15 protein-coding genes are annotated in these 18,176 nt (G+C 60.2%); 10 read left to right on the top strand and 5 right to left on the bottom strand.

Annotation, left to right across the window (positions count from 1 at the left end; all coding sequences use genetic code 11):
* Positions 1–71 precede the first annotated feature (71 nt).
* The 7 genes from LD110_RS07240 to LD110_RS07210 all read left to right on the top strand — a co-directional run bounded on the left by LD110_RS07240 (position 72) and on the right by LD110_RS07210 (position 7,372).
* Positions 72–1,337 carry an ABC transporter substrate-binding protein gene (locus tag LD110_RS07240; RefSeq protein ID WP_225497841.1) on the top strand — a complete coding sequence of 422 codons (1,266 nt, stop codon included), beginning with the start codon at positions 72–74 and terminating at the stop codon, positions 1,335–1,337.
* A gap of 39 nt (positions 1,338–1,376) precedes the next feature.
* Positions 1,377–2,585 (top strand): ADP-ribosylglycohydrolase family protein, encoded by a 1,209-nt coding sequence (locus tag LD110_RS07235; RefSeq protein WP_225497840.1) that lies wholly within the window; start codon positions 1,377–1,379, stop codon positions 2,583–2,585.
* The gene (locus LD110_RS07230) at positions 2,585–3,949 is read left to right on the top strand and encodes an ADP-ribosylglycohydrolase family protein (RefSeq protein WP_225497839.1); all 1,365 of its coding nucleotides are present in this window, start codon (positions 2,585–2,587) and stop codon (positions 3,947–3,949) included. Before LD110_RS07235 ends, LD110_RS07230 begins: the two co-directional genes overlap by 1 nt.
* Positions 3,946–4,881, top strand: a complete 936-nt coding sequence (locus tag LD110_RS07225; RefSeq protein ID WP_225497838.1) for a ribokinase — start codon at positions 3,946–3,948, stop codon at positions 4,879–4,881. The genes LD110_RS07230 and LD110_RS07225 overlap by 4 nt, the downstream gene beginning before the upstream one ends.
* Positions 4,882–4,930: 49 nt before the next feature.
* Positions 4,931–6,883 (top strand): SUMF1/EgtB/PvdO family nonheme iron enzyme, encoded by a 1,953-nt coding sequence (locus LD110_RS07220; protein ID WP_225497837.1) that lies wholly within the window; start codon positions 4,931–4,933, stop codon positions 6,881–6,883.
* Between the two features lie 77 nt (positions 6,884–6,960).
* A complete protein-coding gene (locus LD110_RS07215) occupies positions 6,961–7,149 on the top strand; it encodes a hypothetical protein (RefSeq protein ID WP_225497836.1) in 189 nt (62 codons plus the stop codon).
* 10 nt (positions 7,150–7,159) lie between these two features.
* Entirely contained in the window at positions 7,160–7,372 is a 213-nt protein-coding gene (locus tag LD110_RS07210) for a hypothetical protein (protein WP_225497835.1), read from the top strand.
* A gap of 634 nt (positions 7,373–8,006) precedes the next feature.
* On the opposite strand, the gene LD110_RS07205 is transcribed toward LD110_RS07210, so the two are convergent.
* On the bottom strand, positions 8,007–9,212 hold the full coding sequence (locus LD110_RS07205; RefSeq protein ID WP_225497833.1) for a glycoside hydrolase family 99-like domain-containing protein: 1,206 nt from the start codon (positions 9,210–9,212) through the stop codon (positions 8,007–8,009).
* A 265-nt stretch (positions 9,213–9,477) separates the two neighbouring features.
* Here LD110_RS07205 and LD110_RS07200 point away from each other — a divergent pair, with 265 nt between their 5' ends.
* Positions 9,478–10,611 (top strand): DUF2264 domain-containing protein, encoded by a 1,134-nt coding sequence (locus tag LD110_RS07200; protein ID WP_225497831.1) that lies wholly within the window; start codon positions 9,478–9,480, stop codon positions 10,609–10,611.
* Positions 10,612–10,725: 114 nt separating this feature from the next.
* On the opposite strand, the gene LD110_RS07195 is transcribed toward LD110_RS07200, so the two are convergent.
* The 4 genes from LD110_RS07195 to LD110_RS07180 all read right to left on the bottom strand — a co-directional run bounded on the left by LD110_RS07195 (position 10,726) and on the right by LD110_RS07180 (position 15,960).
* Positions 10,726–12,369 (bottom strand): extracellular solute-binding protein, encoded by a 1,644-nt coding sequence (locus LD110_RS07195; protein WP_225497827.1) that lies wholly within the window; start codon positions 12,367–12,369, stop codon positions 10,726–10,728.
* Positions 12,370–12,400: 31 nt separating this feature from the next.
* Entirely contained in the window at positions 12,401–13,354 is a 954-nt protein-coding gene (locus tag LD110_RS07190) for a carbohydrate ABC transporter permease (RefSeq protein ID WP_225497825.1), read from the bottom strand.
* A complete protein-coding gene (locus LD110_RS07185; RefSeq protein ID WP_225497823.1) occupies positions 13,351–14,319 on the bottom strand; it encodes a sugar ABC transporter permease in 969 nt (322 codons plus the stop codon). The genes LD110_RS07190 and LD110_RS07185 overlap by 4 nt, the downstream gene beginning before the upstream one ends.
* Before the next feature lie 699 nt (positions 14,320–15,018).
* Complete coding sequence (locus tag LD110_RS07180; protein WP_225497821.1) at positions 15,019–15,960, bottom strand: AraC family transcriptional regulator; 942 nt, start codon at positions 15,958–15,960, stop codon at positions 15,019–15,021.
* Between the two features lie 65 nt (positions 15,961–16,025).
* Here LD110_RS07180 and LD110_RS07175 point away from each other — a divergent pair, with 65 nt between their 5' ends.
* A complete protein-coding gene (locus LD110_RS07175; RefSeq protein ID WP_225497819.1) occupies positions 16,026–17,270 on the top strand; it encodes a glycoside hydrolase family 99-like domain-containing protein in 1,245 nt (414 codons plus the stop codon).
* Positions 17,270–18,127 (top strand): sugar phosphate isomerase/epimerase, encoded by an 858-nt coding sequence (locus tag LD110_RS07170; RefSeq protein WP_225497817.1) that lies wholly within the window; start codon positions 17,270–17,272, stop codon positions 18,125–18,127. Before LD110_RS07175 ends, LD110_RS07170 begins: the two co-directional genes overlap by 1 nt.
* Positions 18,128–18,176 lie beyond the last annotated feature (49 nt).

Here is an 18,176-nt window from a genome sequence, read left to right as displayed (position 1 = left end):
GGCCCTGCCGACAGGCCAACGCAACACCTCAACACACCACCGCACTAACCCAAACCGAAAGGAATGAAGTGATGAAGCTTCGCCACACGATGGTAGCGACCACGGTCGCCCTGCTCGCACTGAGCGGGTGCTCAAGCCCCTCAACCTCGAGTGAGGGCGGGAAAACGACCCTCACTTACCAGTACTTCAACAACCAGCCTGCCGCCATCGCAGCAACCAAAGCCTTGGTTGACGACTGGAACAAGGCCAACCCTGACGTCCAGGTAAACCTTGTTCAGGCACCGGCAGACAACCTCCAGGACAAGCTCACAACACAGTTCTCGGGTGGGGTCGCCCCCGACATCATCCAAACCATCTCACCAAGCGATATCCTGCCGTTCGCCGGCAACCTGGCTGACTTGAGCAAACTTCTCCCAGCGGAGACCGTCAACGACATCGACGCCGGAGCCAAGGATGCCCTAACCGTCGACGGCAAACTGATCGCCACTCCAACCGAACAGCAGACCTACGTAGTGTTCGCCAACAAGAAGCTGCTCGAACAGGACGGCGTGCAGATGCCGACCGGCGACACGATGACGTGGGACACCTTCCAGAAGCTTGCCAAGGACACCACCAAAGGCGGCGTCCACGGCCTGACCTGGGGTCTTAAGAGCCCGACCTCGGCGTTCGCCTACCTCGGCACGGGTTTCGGCGCGAAGTACTTCACCGGTGAGGGTAACGACGCGAAAGCAGTCTTCGGCGACGACGAACTGCAAGTGCCCGAGCGCGTTCAGTCGATGATCAAGAGCGGATACGTCGACCCAACCGGAGTAACTCAATCGAGCTCGGATGTGCTTGCCACGTTTTACGGCGGAAAGGCCGCTATGACAGTAGCTGGCTCCTACCAGATTGCGAACATCGATTCTGAGGTGCCCGCCGGCTTCGAATGGACGGTGCTCCCGGCGCTCGAGGGCAGCCAGAGCGCCTCGCAGCTGGCCGCGCCGATCACCCTGTCAGTGAATGCGAAGTCGAAGAACGTGAAGGGCGCAGCCGAGTTTGTGAACTTCTACATGAAGGCCGACAACCTCGCGAAGATCAACCTCGCCGACGGGCAAGTTCCGCCAACCAAATCGGGGCTGGACGCGCTCTCCAAGCTGACCAACGGCAAGAACGGCTGGGCCCAGATCATCGCTTCGGGCAAGAACCTGGTCAATCCATCCTTCAACAGCCTCAAAAAGTACAACAGCTGGAAGACGACTATTGCCACTCCGGGCTACCAGCAGTACCTGGCCGGGCAGATCTCGTCGGACCAGCTCAGCAAGCAAATGGTCGACGGCTGGACCGGAATCAACCACTAGCGGCGAACAGCCGAGGGCACACAACGAAAAGGAACCCACATGAACTGGATTCGTGAACGAACGGCGGCCGTCCTGGCGGGCTCGGCCATCGGAGACGCCATCGCAGGCGCAGCAGAAGGCTTCAGCCCCGAGGCCATCAACGAACGGTACAACGGCCCCATCACAGGGATCGTCCCCCCTTACTACGGCGACAACTGGAAAACCGCGCGCCCCGTCAGTCCGTACCACAAAGGTGACGGCCACATCACCGACGACACCCTTATGACCCAGGCCCTCATCCAGGTCTACGACAAGCACCGCGACCACCTGGACGCTTTCGCCATAGCCGAAACACTTGTCCCGCTGCTCCAAACAGAAATGCGGTGGATCCCGGAACTGGAACGCCAGTCCATCCTGCTGCAGCGTGTCTTCCTCGCAGAAAAGTGGCTTGTGACCCGGCTCCAATACGGCCACGTTGATCCGCGGGAAGCAGGCGTGGGCAACGTCGTCAACTGCGGCGCTGCCATGTACATGGCTCCCGTGGGCATCGTTAATGCCGGCAATCCCCGCAGGGCCTACATGGAAGCCATCGACATCGCCGGAGCACACCAGTCCAGCTACGGACGCGAAGCAGCCGGTATATTCGCCGCAGCCGTGGCAGCCGCAGTAGCACCCGGGGCCACAGTTGGCTCTGTCATTGACGCAGCCCTTCGCTACGCCCACGACGGCTCCAAGGCCGCGATCGAAGCGGTCGTGGAGGCAGCAACGTGCATTCCAGATGATGCAACAGACCAAGAGATCGGCGTGATCCTGCGGGACGCAATCCGGCCCTTCGACACCGTTGGCGACAAGTACCGCGAACCCAACATGGACGCACGCCTGCCGTCCCGTACCAAGGCAATCGAGGAGCTCCCGGTAGCACTCGGCCTGCTTGTGGCCTACAACGGCGACTTCCGGAAGACCATCCTGGGGGCCGCGAATTACGGCCGTGATTCCGATTCAATCGCCAGCATGGTCGGTTCCCTCGCTGGAGGCATTGGCGGCATGGCAGCAGTAGCGACCGACTGGCTCGATTCCATCGCAGAAGCCAGCCGTGTGGATTTCGATGCCTATGCAAATCAACTTGCCGACATCGCTGCGGAAATCTTCCAGAAGGACCTGGAACGGGCGCACTATGACGCAGCAGTCATCCAGGCCCTTGACTTGGAACAGCCAGAACGCGCCCAGAGCGTCGACGTGGCGCAGGCAGCGTTCAACGGGGTGGCCTGATGCTTCGCCTGAGCTGGACCCAGCCTGAAGACCTTCTGCCGCACGCCCTGGCTGCCGCAGAACAGGACGGCCGTGACGTCGCAGACATCAGACTGCAATGGGAAGGTGCAGGGGGAGAACCCCACGCGGCTGTTTCCGGCGCGACGCCGCACCCGGCACCGCCAGCACTGCGACGCCTTGCCCGTCGGTTGCTTACCGAGCTAGACGAGCGGCCCGACCCGGCCACACTGGTGGCCGCAGAACCTGACGTGCTTGAAGACATCCTCGCAGCGGGCCCGGGCACGGCCTTCGGCGCAGACGCAGGCGTACGTGCCGGAGACCTGAAAGACCGGGTACTTGGTGGGTGGCTGGGCCGGGCCTCGGGGTGCCTCCTGGGCAAGCCGGTTGAAAAAGTCTCCCTGGCAGGGATCCGGGCGATCGGCCAATCGACCGGGAACTGGCCCCTGAAGTCGTATTTCACTGGGGTCGGGATGGACGCCGCGACGGCGACGCGCTACCCCTGGAACCGCCGCAGTGGGAAGAACAGCCTCGTGGAAAATATCGATGGGATGCCGGAGGACGATGATCTGAACTTCGCACTGATCGCACTCGGCCTTCTGGAGTCGGCAGGTCATTCCTTCACGGTCGATAACGTGGCCCAGTCCTGGCTGGATAATCTGCCTGGCGGCCGGGTTTTCACCGCTGAACGGATTGTCTACCGAAACCTATTGGACGGTATAGAGCCCGAAATCGCCGGTCGGCACCAGAACCCGTTCCGGGATTGGATCGGGGCTCAGATCCGCACCGATGTGTACGGGTGGGCAAACCCGGGAGACCCCGTCGCCGCGGCACGGCTGGCTTGGGTGGACGCCCGGTTAAGCCACGGCCGCTCCGGACTCTATGGGGCGATGTTTACTGCCGGGGCATGCGCAGCAGCTGTTGCAGGGGCGACCGTGCAGGAGGCTGTTGAAGCCGGCCTCTCCGTCGTGCCGGCCGGAAGTCGATACGCTTCCGCCATCAGACGAGGAGTTCAGTTGGGCGACGCTGATCTTAGCGACGAGGCCGCCGTCGATGCTCTGCACGCCGAGTTCGGGCACCTGCACTGGGTACATGCAGTGAATAATTCTGCCCTGCTCGCATTTGCCCTCACCCGGGGCAAGGGCGACTTCGAACGAACCATCACTCTTGCCGTGTCAGGGGGATGGGACACCGATTCCGTGGGCGCCACCGCGGGCTCAATCGCCGGTGCTGTCACCGGTGCCGCCGGTCTGCCTGCACAGTGGATAGACCCCTTGGACAACAGGCTGGCGACCTCCGTTCCTGGTTTCTCCGGTGTGAAATTCAGTGACCTCGCTGCGCGGACCCTGGTGGTGGCTGCTGTATGAGCACGGTCGTCCTCGGCAGCGCCAACCGCGACCTCGTGTATCGAGTTGAACGCATCCCTTCCCCCGGTGAAACGGTCCTCGCCGCGAGCGTGAGCGTCGTCGCAGGCGGTAAAGGCAACAATCAGGCCATTGCGGCGGCGCGCTCCGGAGCGGAAGTGACCTTTATCGTTGCCCTGGGTACCGATGAGCCCGGGGACCGTCTGGCTGCCGAGGCCGCAGCCGCCGGCGTGACCTTACAGGCACGTCGCGTCACCGAACCTACCGGAACCGCAATAATCACCGTGGACGACAACGGGGAGAACGCCATCGTCGTAAACCCCGGAGCAAACCGTCTCCTGGAAATGCTCAATGTCGGTGAAAACGCCGCCATTGCCGGTGCCCACGTCCTGGTTCTGCAGCTGGAGACCCCCATGTCAGCAGTCATCGGCGCAGCCAACGCCGCCCGGGCGGCGTCCACGACCGTCGTGCTCAACGCCTCACCCATCCAGCCGCTTCCCGCCGGACTTCTGGCCAGCATTGATGTCCTCATCGTCAATGAGCACGAGGCCAGGCACCTCGCAGCACAAACCCGCAGCAATCAGACCCAAAACGAGGACGAGAACGCGCTTGCCTCGGCGCTCAGCGAACTGGGCCCGGCCGTCATCCTTACCCTCGGCCCGCGAGGCGCGATCGTCTGTGTGCCAGGTGAACTACCGGTACTCGTCCCAGGTCGTCGCGTTGCCGCTGTCGACACAACGGGCGCAGGTGACACTTTTTGCGGTGCGCTGGCCGCAAAACTGGACCAGGAAACCCGTGGAACGCTTGACCTTGGCGCCCTGATCCGTGCTGCCGAATTTGCCACCACAGCGGCAGCAATCTCGGTCCAGAGGCACGGCGCCGTCCCGTCCATTCCCACCTTGGAGGAGATTCGCCATTTCCATTCAATCAACTAAGTCGGGCTTTGACCCGGACGAAGAGAACACCAACGAGTTCAACCCGCTCGTGCCACGCGCCATCGACAAGCCGACCGCTTTGCCACCCGGGGGGATCATCGATCCCTCGATTGGTGACATCGCCAAAATCTTCGCCGCACCCGATGACCCTGCCGATTGGCCAGGATGGCGTGAAGACCTGTCGGCATGGCGAAGGGAAGCCAAAGCCCGGCTTGCCTACAGCGGTGACGCCTACGACGACAAAGCAACCAGTTGGGCCAGCGCCGCCTATGCCGTAGCGCAGGTTTGGTTGTGGGACGAACGTTTGTTCGACCACGAACGGCAAGAGTTCACCGTGGATGCCTTCCTCGAATCCATTGCTGATCAGGGCGGGCTCGACGGTATTGTGCTCTGGCACGCCTACCCGGTCATCGGTATCGATGATCGCAACCAGTTCGATTATTACCGCGACGTTCCTGGCCTGGAAGGGGTCATCGACCGCCTGCACGCCCGGGGCCTTCGAGTGTTCGTCGACTACAACCCTTGGGATATCGGAACCCGCCGGGCCCTGCGAAGCGATGCAGATGAACTGGCATCCCTCGTATCCGAACTCAGCATTGACGGCGTGTTCCTGGACACCATGAAAGAAGGAGATGCACCCCTCATCCGCGCCCTCCGCGTAGCCACGCCCCCGCAGGTCCTGGAAGGCGAGTCGCGCGTCCCGAACCAGCGCATCGAAGACCACCAGCTCAGCTGGGCGCAATGGTTTGCTGACTCCGAGGCGCCGGGCGTGATGCGCGCCCACTGGTACGAACGTCGTCACATGATGCACTCAACGCGGCGCTGGAACCGCGACCACAGCTCCGAGCTCCAATCTGCCTGGATGAATGGCACAGGCATGCTCGTCTGGGACACCGTGTTCGGGGTCTGGGTTGGCTGGAACGAACGTGACAAAGCAACGCTTCGGCGGATGCTCCGGGTGCAGCGGCAGTTTTCCGACCTCCTGATCCACGGCGACTGGTCACCGCTGGAGGGCGCAACCGCCGCGGCGATCGAGGCAGGTATATACGTTTCCCGCTGGTCACACGCCGGCGCAACGCTGTGGACGATCGTGAACCGCAGCGAAATTGATTGGACGGGGGACCCGTTCGCAAATGTCCCCGTAGCCGGAACGCGGCGCTTTGATATCACCACAGGAGCTGCAGACATACGATCGGTGACAGTGCCGGCGCGTGGAGTCACAGGCGTCCTTCAGCTTGAACCCGGCACACCTGAACTATCCGGCCTCGCGGCGTTGATGGCGGCGGCCGCCGCCGATCCCGGTTCAGCAGACACCCGCTTCCCGCGCCGTCAAGCAGTTCGCATCGCCCACCAGCCTGGCAAAGTAACGACCCTCCCGGCAGCCGCCATTGTCCTCGAACCCGGCGCCCGGACGCTGGAAGTAACCTTCCGCCGCCGCGAAACCGGCTTCTACCAAGGAGCCCCGTACGTCGAGGAGTGGAAGCCACTTCCGCCGCGCCTGCACGACCAGCGCAGCGAGCAACTGAGTATCGCGATCGACAGACCTGTGGCCGTGGCACTGCGGGAAGTGTCAGTTGCGGACTTCCGTAACTTCCTCACACGGACCGGTTATCGACCCAGCGTCGACAACCGATTCCTATCAGGTACAGAAGGCGCACCGAACGACGCCCCAGTCACCGGCATCTCCCTAGCCGATGCCCGCGCCTACGCCGCATGGGCCGGCGCGCGCCTCCCCACCGAATTTGAATGGCAGCTCGCCGCCGAACAACCGGGATTCGAACGCAGCACCCCTGCGGTCTGGAACTGGACTGAAAGCGAACACAGCGACGGCGTCACCCGCTTCGTCATGCTCAAGGGCGGAAGCGACCATCGCACCACAGGCTCCGACTGGTACACCGACGGAGGCGTTCAGGACCCCTCGTTCAGCCTGAAATTCCTGCTGCCCGGCCTCGGCATCGAACGCTCATCCAGCATCGGCTTCAGACTCGCATGGGATGCTTAGGACTGCGTGGACTTATTAGTGACAGCGGGTAGTACCCCGCGTCTCGCCTGGGCGGTATCGGGGGCCCGTCACCCGCAGTGAGGCCGGTCTGGCTGGATCCGGTCGGAGCCCTGGTCGTCTCCACTGTGATCGCCGTCGCCGCCGTGAAGCTGATAATCAAGGCCATCGCCGCCCTGCGTGGTGCAGACCTCGACTTCGACGTGGTGACCCAATTCGCCAGAACTCATTTCACAGCCCTTCAATTCACAGGTGTCGCTCCGAATTGAAACGAGAAAGGTGAGCCAGCATGCCCCTAAAACCTCAAGGATCACCGTCAAAGTTGAGGACCCTGAATCAAGGGACCAGCAACTTGAACGGACGTGCGCTTTGCTCCGTAGGGAAGCAGCAGATTGCGGCATTGTCGTAACGAGGTTCGATGCCACCACCTTCGAGGTCGCACTCAGCCCCGACGTTCCGTTCGGCCTCACGCGGGAACTCGATTTGCTTTGACACGGAGCCCGCGCGCGTTTCCCTGTCGTCCCCGCCCAGTCACTCGCATCGGAGGTCCAGACCTGCCGAAGGGACAGCATGTGACATAGCAGCACTAAGGGGACCCGCACCTCGGAGAAACAGCATTGCGAGGAGGCACCACCAAGACGCTACGACACCCGCATCCGCGGACGCGGAGCAACATTGGTCGCCGCCGTGGGACCCATCGGGGCGATCATCTCGCGCGCTGGCCGCCACGGTCCTCTCCGGCGGAGGAAACTGGGCCACGGCGGCGTTCCTCTTCGGAGCCATTCCATGGGCACTCTCCGGAATCGCGGTTCTCTTCTCCCGCAAGCACCAGCACGTGGCCGACCCTGTCCACATCCCCGCGGCGGCAGAGGGAGCAACGGCCGACGACGCCCACTAGCCACCCTGCACCCCAAGGCTGTTGCCGGTGCCACGAGGCACCGGCAACAGCCCATTCCCGCGTTCATCCGGCAACAGGCAGAACCCATCCAGATCCAAAGAATAGGGATGCGGCCATCTGTTGCATGATCGTGGGGTCGGACAAGGTGGTGGCGGCTTTCCAGGTTGCACCTTCTGATTCGAGTCCCGGCTGATGCCGTATCTCTTCGGAAGGACTATGGACTCTCCACTAGGCTGGCGTTCCTGGGCTCTGCGCCGTGGTGAATTTAGAGCTGTCACCCCCGAAGACACGAAGTATCTCTTCAAGATGGCCATAGCGATGGACCGTGTCGGGCTCAAGATACGTGCCCTCGGTCCACTCGTTCCAGGCATTAATTGTGACCAGAGGGGAATCTGAGCGCTGAGCGAAGGCGCGAGCTCGCTCCAGGGCCTTCCCGAACTCCGAAGGCGTGGCGTCCGCAATGGTGTTGGTGTGGGGATAGCCTTGGGCCGGGTCGAAGATATCTGATTGCACGGTGCGGGGCGAGGAGTCCCAGCCCACGGTGACGTTGGGATAGTAGGGGACGGCGTAACGCGAGGAGAGAACTTCCCAACCGTCCGCAGCCTGGTCTGCGACCACCGAATAGGACGTTTCAAGTTCAGGCAACTCGACGTGGTGAACCCAAACATAAGAGGTGACGCTGTCGAATCCAAGCGCTGCAACCAAGCCGGGTCCGTCAAAGCCGGCGCTTTCCTGGGGCAGGACGGTGACGTCCTTCACGATGGCGTTCAAATGAATGTCGCCCAACCCTGCGTCAGCCACGCGCTGGCGAAAGTCATCAAGCGCGATGCGAGCGGCCTCAATACTGCCCAACCCGTGCACCAAAGTAGGGAGGTCGTAAATTTGTAGCATCGGGCGACCTTCGATAACCAGATAGCTCGGGTGTTTGAAGTACCGCTCGATCATGTAGTCGGTCGCAGCACGGAACTGGTCGGCATCCAGTCCGCCATGTTCTTGGATTATTTGTGACGTGCCCCGCTTCATGGGGTGAATGTTGGTCCAATCATGGTTTGCCCACATCAATGCGAACCGAATGCCGCCCGCCCCTGCAACAGGCATGAAGCCATCCTCAAGAGCACGCTGGAGGTAAGGCCGGTCACCATACCAGTACCAGTCGAACAGAAAAGCATTCACGCCGTGCATCGTTGCTAACGCGATTTTTTCATTCATAACGGCAGGATCCGCCTCGTCCTCATATCCGAGCAACGGGACGCGGGGTTGCTGATGCCCATGCCAACGAGGCTCAGCGCGCTTCACCAACTCCCACTCAGTCCACCCCCTTCCATGCCAAACCTCATTACGAGGGTCGACGTGGTAATTGGGGAAGTAGTAGGCGCCGACAAGCGGGCCAGCTGACAAGGTCTTTTTGGCATGGGAAGTGGAGATATCAATCATAGGAAAGAGGCTATAGAGAGTCCGATTGGCACTCATAGGCCGTGGATTGACTGAAACTAGGAAAAAGTTGAAGTCGACGCATCGCAAAACAACAACGTCGCACCAAAGATCCTTCCATATCCAGCGAAAGTGCAACTTTGTCCTACTTTGGCAAAACATCGTTCATTCCATAAGCCTGAATCTGCACATAATGTGGAATTTATGACGAACGAGCCATCAAAAGGAGTGTTAGTTATGCATTACGACATTAGGGGAGAACATAACGATGACTGATGTAACAGTGGATCGTGACCAATGGCTGGAGTGGTTGCTGAAGATCGGTAAACCGGTGCTGACTGCACTGTCAGAACGTAAGTTGAAGGAGCGGATGCCCGTCCAGGGCACAACAAACGATCGAGGTGAGTACACCTACTTGGAAGCGCTCGGACGATTACTCGCCGGGATGGCACCTTGGCTGGAACAGACGGGATTGTCAGGTGAGGAAGAGGAGTGCCGCAGTGAGATGGCAGCTTTGGCCAGAGAGGCCATTGATGCTGCGACCGACCCATCATCGCCGGACTTTATGAACTTTGCGCACGGTCATCAGCCAATCGTCGACGCCGCCTTCCTCTCTCATGCTCTGGTCCGGGCGCCAAAGGAACTGCTCGGCAAGCTTGAGGGAGGGGTGCAGCAAAATGTAGCCGATTCCTTAAAAGCCACCCGATCGAGAAAACCTGCCTATAACAACTGGCTGCTGTTCGCAGCCATGACAGAGACGGCTTTGTATCTCCTTGGTGAAAAGTGGGATCCGATGCGAATCGACTATTCCCTGCGTAAACACCAGGAATGGTATTTAGGGGATGGCGTTTACGGCGATGGGCCGGAATTTCACTGGGATTACTACAACAGCTTTGTCATTCAGCCAATGATGGTCGATATTTTGCAAACAATGGGAACGCAAGCGCCGGAGTGGGAGAAGATGACGGCTGATGTAGTTCACCGTGCGGCCCGGCATTCGGCCCAGCAGGAACGACTGATTTCCCCGGAAGGAACCTTCCCACCGATCGGGCGATCCCTTGCTTACCGATTCGGTGCATTTCAACTGCTGTCCCAAGCCGTTCTGCAAGGATTTCTTCCGGGGGAGATCGCACCGAACCAGGTTCGTTGCGCCCTCACGGCCGTGATCCGCCGCATGATAGAAGCTCCCGGAACGTTCGACCCTGACGGTTGGCTGCGGATCGGTTTCTGCGGCGATCAGCCGGGCATTGGCGAAAACTACATATCGACAGGAAGCCTATATTTGTGCGCAACGGTATTTCTGCCTCTCGGCCTCCTGCCAGAACACCCCTTTTGGCAGGGGGAAGCGGATTGGACCAGTAAACGGGCCTGGGATGGCAAGCCCTTCTCGAAGGTGCCCTAAGTCCCGGAGGGCGATGGTGGACGATGAGCAGTTGTTCATCGTCCACCATCGCCGTTGTGCAATCAAGTGGAATCCGACACTAATTAAAATGTCCTTGGCTGGCTGCCTTCCGGATTACTTGGTTCCCGCGGTTTGTAATTGTTGTTCGTATTCGCCGCGCATGGCGTCTCCTGCGTCCGTACGCCATTTCTTAATGAGCTCATCCAGCGAGGACATTGGTTTGCGGCCTTGAATAATTTCCTTCACTCCGTCGACCATAGCTTTGTCGGCCCCCACATTTTTAGTGGCGGCAGTGTTGGAGTAGAGGCCCACTGTTGGGTTTGCTATGGTTTTCGCCATGATTTTTTTCTGGTAGGTGTACTGCGTGTCGGCATCGCCGGGCCGTCCAGGCTGATAGAGGGTGATTGGGGCATCTGCCAAGTAACGGATGGGAAGGGTTGTGTTGGTGATTCCCTGCTTAGTCAAGGAAAGGACGCCGTCGGCGCTGACAGTGTGATCGACACCTTCCTGACCGAACTTGGCGTAGGTGTACTCTTCAGTTCCGAACGGCGCCGCGAGCCAGTTGAGTACCCGCAGAATGGTCTTGATTTTGTTCGGATCGTCCTGCTTTTTCAATCCAGTAAATGAGTACATGCCGCTGCCAAGCTGCCACGGTGCGAGTGAGCGTCCATCGCGTGTGTAGATTGGCATAACACCGAGTTTGAAGTTCGGGTTGGATGCGTTGTCGGTGACGTATTGACTCCAGGCGGTCATGCCATCGACTGCGTTTATCGCGATGGTTCCTGAATTGAACAGCGCCTTCGGTTGAAGCGTGGCCGAGAAGGAATCGGGGTGAACGACACCGGCCTTCCAGAAATCTGCGATGTCATTGATGGTCTGCTTGTACTGCTCAGTCTCGTAAACGTTGGTGAGTTTACCGCCTTCTTCGTGCCATCCGTTGGGCGCTTCGTTTTGGGCCAGCAGATACAACCGGAGATGTTCCCAACTGCCGAACGCCCAGCGCCGCTCCTTGGGGTCTGTGAGTGCCTTCGCCGTCTCAAGTAGCTCATCGCGGCCTTTGGGCTCGGGCGAAACTCCGTATTTCTCGAACAGGTCCTGGCGAATGAAAGAGTAAAATTGAACCCGGCTGCGCGGAATGGGAATTCCATAGATGCCGCCGTTGAAAATAGTCTGCTTCCACTGGGCAGATTGGATGTTGGCAAGATTGGGGTAGTCCTTGATTGCGTCGCCGGAGAGGTGGTCGTCCAACCGCGCGAACCGTTTTGCCAGCAGATCGGGCAGGTTGGGTGTGCTGGGGATTTGAATCATGTCGGGTAGCTCATTGCCGGCGATCGTAGTTGCGAACTTCTGTGTGTAGTCCGCGGCCGGAACCATCTGCATATTCAAGTCGGCACCAAGGCGCTTGTTCAGCCCTGCCCACCAGCTGTTGGCGTCAGGTGTGGGAGGTGCTGGAAGGTAGATATTGGACAGCCCGACCAATGACCCGCCTTTGGCCGGGATTTCGGTGACCGAGCGGGCAAGCTGCTTGGGATAGTTCCGAAAGGCGGGATCGATTCCGGCCTCCGTGGCCGGGAAATCCGGAGTGACCCCGGTGTAGGGAATGTACCTAGGCAAAACGATCTTTGAGTTCGTCTCGACCGAATTGACGTTGTTCCCGCCTCCGGGTCCGCAAGCAGCCAGTGCACCACTGCCAAGCAGAAGTGCTGCTCCACCCGCACTTCGAAGAAGCGTCCTCCGGTTAAACGCGATTTCTGACATATTTAGCCTCTTTCTCTATAGGTTTCACGAACTACCCTTTGACGGCGCCGATCATGACGCCCCTCGCAAAGTGCCGTTGCAGGAAGGGATACACGAGCAAGATTGGAATCAGCGACACAACCAGGATGGCCATCTGCAGCTGGAGTTGAGGTGGCAGGGCTTCAGCAGATGCCCCGACTTGGTCACCAGCAATAGTGGTCTGGTTCACAACAAAAGTTCGCAGCACGAGGGCCATCGGCCACTTATCGGTGCTCTGGATATATAGCAGTGCGTTGAAGAAGGCGTTCCAATAGGCGACAGCGTAGAACAATCCGATCACTGCAAAGACGGCCTTGGACACCGGTAGCACGATCCTGGTCAAGATGGTGAAGCTGGATGCGCCGTCAATATAGGCAGAGTCGAACAGCTCCTGCGGGAGCTCTTGGAAGAACGCCCTCATCACGATCACGTTAAAGGCATTGACCAACACCGGCAGGATCAACGACCACCAAGAGTCCAGTAGATTGAGCTCCTTCACGAGGAGATAGCTAGGGATCAGACCGGGACTGAAGAGCAGGGATCCGAGAACTAGCAAGAGTATGGGCTTGGCTCCGAAAGCACCGCGCCGGGAGAGCCAGTACGCTAGCCCGGCAGTCGCAGCCAGGGAAAGAGCTGTACCTGCCACTGTGATTCCGATTGAAATGATCAATGCTCGAGTGACGACGCCACCGGACAGGATGGACGCGTAAGCGGATAACGTTGCGTCTCCCGGCCAGAGCACCATGCCACCGGCGGACTGATCCAGCGTCTGCCGATCGGCGAGTGATGTCGCGATGATCGACCAGAATGGGATGATAACCAAAAGTACAGAAACGCCAAGAGCAACGGACTTTAGCACTTGCACGAGGACGTTGGGCTTCTCCATCCACACCGGCCTCTTCTTTTCTTTTCTTGAGGGCCTGAACGATTTCGATGCTCGGACAGTGATCTCTTTGATTCTGGTCATTTCTGATATACCCCTTGCTCGCCGAACTTGTGGGCCAGCTTGTTTGCGCCCATCACCATCAAGATTCCGACAATGCTCTTGACCAAGCCGACGGCGGCCGACATGCCCCAGTCTCCGCCGATAATGCCTTTGTTATAGACCCAGGTGTCCAAGACCTCACTGGTCTCCAGCCCGACCAACCCCTGCTGCAGAATGATCTGCTCAAATCCCACCGACAGACTGTTCCCCAACCGGAGGATCAGCAACAAAATGAAAATCCCCTTCAACGAAGGCAAGGTGATGTACCACAACCGCTGCCAAGCATTCGCCCCGTCAACCGCAGAAGCTTCATACTGCTCCTGGTCAATTTGGGAGATCGCAGCAAGGAAGATGATTGTCCCCCAGCCAGCGTCCTTCCAGATTGCCTGTGAGGTGAGAAGCGTCATGAACAACTCGGGTACGCCGATGATGTGGAAGCTGGGCAGATCATTTTGCACCAGGAATGTGTTCAGCATGCCGGCGTTACCGAGCATTTGCTGAAAAATCGCAACCACGATCACCCAAGAAAGAAAATGTGGCAAGTATAGGATCGACTGCAGCAGCCGTTTCAGCCGCTCCCCGGCCAAACTGCTGAGCAGCAGTGCAAGCGCAAGCGGAACGGGGAAAACGAAGACCGTCTGGATTAATGTCAAAATAAGCGTGTTCGTCAAGGCCCTCAAGAATGAGGTGTCGCCATTCCACAAGAACCTGAAATTATCCAGACCGATGAACGGCGACTCGGTGATGCCGGTGTAAGGCTGGAAGTCCTGAAACGCGATGATGTTGCCGAGCAGCGGTACATAGTGGAACAGGATCAGGACTATTGCCCCTGGTAGTCCCAAAACGACAAGCAACTTGTCTCGACTGAAACGTTGTCCAGTCCGTCGCCTTCCGCGTGCGCCAATGAGGTCGGCAACGGCCGGCCTGGCTTCCACGTCAATGGCCATTTATAGGCCTCCTTGCCTTCATAAGACCCAGACTGTGCCGGGGCTGTTACTAACTAACCTGATGCCGTTCATTGGCCAGCTCCGCGAGCCCACCTGTAAACAGCTATCAATATCCATGGCCGGACCAGGCATCTGGACCCATGAGCAGCTGCCCCGAGCTCATGATCGCGAAAGCCAGTCGCTGTTGGTCCGCTCCATCTTGGGCTCAATACTCCGCGGCGTAATTTTTTCTCTGGCTCGCATTCACTCTGGAGATCTCTGCGACCTCCGGTTCATCGCCCCGGTTGTGCCCGTATTCGCTCCTGATTAGGAGCCTAATTGCGGATGGCTGAAACGACCATGGTCCGGGTTGACGAGAACTACGAGAGAATTGACACCGATCGAATCGCGGCACCGTCATGCTTACAAGCTTCTATGAACGAAAACTTGCGGGCGGAAATTCAAGTTTGTTCAGGGCCGGCCGGTACGAAAAACGGGAGGCGGTATGCCGCAGGCTGCGTGAAGGCATCGACGTCGGTGGCGGTGGGTTCACCGCACGCCGCTCACCAATCATGGACCACCCGGCGAATCGGGCCAGGTTGGGGAAGTGGGCCGTCTTTGTGCCAGGAATTCATGAATAGGAGATTATTGGCCGATTGAACGTTCCGGGGGGCCGAACGTCTGGTTGCGAGGCAGCCAGGATTAAGGGGAGGCTGCCTTTCAGTTCCCGGTCCGCGTGTCGAAGCGGGCGCCGCTCACCGGCAGGTGGGCTTCGGCCAAATGGTAGCGGCTCTCGCCGCTCACCGCTCTCTTCCTGTATGCGGACGGGCTGAGGCCGTATGCATTCTTGAACCGCTGGGCGAAGTAGCTGGCGTCCTCCCAGCCCAGTCGTGCCCCGATCTGGGCGATCGGCTCATCGGTCTGGACCAGAAGCCTCGCTGCGGCCTGCGCCCGCAACCGGTTTAGATAGGCGATCGGAGGCACGCCTAGCTCGCGCTGGAACAGTCTGACCAGATGGGTGCGCTCGGTGCACGTTGCCGAGGCGAGGTCCGCCAACGACCAGCTGCGGCCAGGGTCTTCCTCCATCAGCTGCACTGCCCCGGTGACGGCGGGGTGGAGGGGGACAAGCTTGTGGGTTTCGCGGTCAGCGGCCCAGGCCCGGTTCAGGATGTCGAGGTAGATCAGCAGGTGCCCGACGACCTGAATCCGTGAGCGCCGGGCCGGACTGACGTCGCTCATGCTGTACAGCTCGGCAATCGCCAGGCTCAGGTCCCGCGGGCCTAGCTGGATCCGCTGCGGCAGCGGCAGGCTCGAAGTGTGGAGAGTCTGCATCAGCGGCAGCTCAGCGTCTAGAAACGACAGCGTGCTGTCGATGAGCTCGGGAGCGACGAAGCAGTCGAAGACGACGAGGTCCTCACACTGCCCGTAGGCGTGCCACTGGTTCGGGGGGACCACGACGGCGCTTCCCGGCTGGATCGTATAGTCGCCATCCGCGGCGATGTGCAGCGCACGGCCTTGGGTGACCAGTGCGATCTCGAAGAAGTCGTGTTCGTGCGCCGCGACCTCGCCATCGAGCCGATGGCGGTCGGCCCAGACCGGCAGGCCGTCGGGGTTGAACACCGACGCCGACTCGTAGCGGGGCTTCGATCGAGTCGATGCCAATTTCGTCCTACTTTCCCTCAATCCAGACCGATGTGAACGGCATTCCCCTCCAATAACATCACATTGTGACTGACAGAACTACACGTATTCCCCGGCTCCCGGAAGCGCCTGCCGACGAGGCAGCGGGGATAAGGGAACGAGACGTGACCGTAGCGGCCTACTACTTCCCGAATTACCATCTCGACCCCCGCAACGAGCAGTGGCACGGCGAGGGGTGGACCGAGTGGGAGCTCCTTAAGCAAGCCGGCCCACGGTTTGAGGGGCACCAGCAGCCCCGCGTCCCTGCCCACGGGTACGAGGACGAGGCCGACCCCGCCGTGATGGGGGAGAAGATGACCCTCGCCGCCACTCACGGCGTCGACGCATTCCTCTTCGACTGGTACTGGTACAGCGGGCGGCCCTACCTCGAGCGGCCGCTGGAGGAGGCCTTCATGCCCGGCGCGCTGGCTCACGGGATGAAGTTTGCCCTCATGTGGGCGAACCACGATTGGACCAATATCCATCCTTGGAAGAGCGCAACCCCGGCGACCAACCTTGAGTTAGGCACTGTGGACGCGGCGCAGTTCGAGGCTGCGACCGATTACATCATTGAACGGTACTTCAGCCACCCGGCTTACCTCCGCCTGGGTGGGCGGCCATATCTGTCCATCTACTCTGTGGCCACTCTCATTGATGGACTTGGCGGGGTGGATCAAACGAAGGCTGCTCTCGACGGGCTCAGGGTACGTGCCGCCAGGGCAGGCCATCCCGACATTCACCTCAATCTTGTCTGCCGTGAAAAGACCGCTCTGCCCCAAGATGGCATCGCCATGAATGAGGAGGCGCTCGTAGATCGCCTCGGCTTCGACAGCGTGACCTCGTATGTCTGGGTACACCATTACGCGATGCCGAATCTGCAGACTCCGTATCGGGAGATGCTCGACCAGGCCGAGGAGGGGTGGGATACTCTGGCAGGCCGTTACCACGTCCCCTTCTTTCCCAACGTCACGGTCGGCTGGGACCCTTCGCCCCGGACGGTCCAGTCCGATCGCTATAACCCGGACCTGGGTTATCCGCATACAAACGTCATCTCCGATGCCACGCCGGAGCAGTTCGGGCGTGCCCTCGAGAAGGTGCGCTCGTTCGTGCGGAAGACGGAGGCTCCGCTGATTACCATCAATGCTTGGAACGAATGGACCGAGGGCAGTTACCTCGAGCCTGACACGGTGCACGGCACAGGGCATTTAGAGCAAATCCGCCGGGTGTTCGGCCTGGCGTCCTCCAAGGCGCGGCCAAACGTCCACACCATGTCGGCTGAGGTCAATCCCTGATGAGCCTGTACCCACCCGAACGGACTGGGATGCCTGAACGGCCCCACCGTATCCGGCCCGGTGTATGCTCGGTAACCTTACGCTCCCAAGAGCCTGCTGAGGTCATCCGTATCGCGTCGGAGGCCAATCTGAGGGCGATCGAGTGGGGCGCGGACATCCATGTGCCCCCCGGGAACATCTCGCTGGCCAGAGAAGTTAGGGCCCGCACTGTCGACGCCGGGCTGGCCGTGGCCTCGTATGGCTCGTACCTCCGACTCGGCTCCAGTACTGAGCAGGAGCATGAAGCGGTGTTGAACGCAGCCGCGGCGCTGGAGGCGCCCCGGATTCGGGTTTGGGCGGGCACTCGAGGGTCCGCCGACACAGATGACCGCGCCTGGGAAGCCGTCGTCGAGGATGCTCGGGCGTTCACGGACGCCGCCGCGTCCTCACGTGTGATGGTCGGACTCGAGTTCCACGCCGGTACCCTGACCGACACCGCCGACTCCACAGCGGCACTGCTGGCGCACATCGACCGCGGCGGCCTGATGGGAACCTACTGGCAGCCGCCTCAGGGACTGACCGCTGACGACGCGCTTACTGGGCTGGACCTGCTCGCCGACCAAGTCATCGCGGTGCACGCCTTCTCTTGGTGGCCGAAGGACGAGCGCCACTCACTTGCGGCCCGAGCCCACCTCTGGCTCGCGGTCCTGCAACGCCTGAACCAGCGGCCCAGCCAGACCGATGTCCTCCTCGAATTCGTGAATTCCGACTCCCCTGGCCAGCTCGTCAGCGACGCCGGCACACTGAACGGCCTTCTTGACCAACTCTCGGAGGACCACCGTGGCCAAGCCGTCCGCGCTGTTGCCGAAAATCCCTGACCGCCACCCGCGAGCATCCGCCGCGGCCACCAATCAACTGGAGGCACCG

Source organism: Arthrobacter sp. M4 (assembly GCF_020251205.1).
Classification (GTDB): Bacteria; Actinomycetota; Actinomycetes; order Actinomycetales; family Micrococcaceae; genus Arthrobacter.
This window is presented reverse-complemented; position numbering and strand designations above follow the sequence as displayed.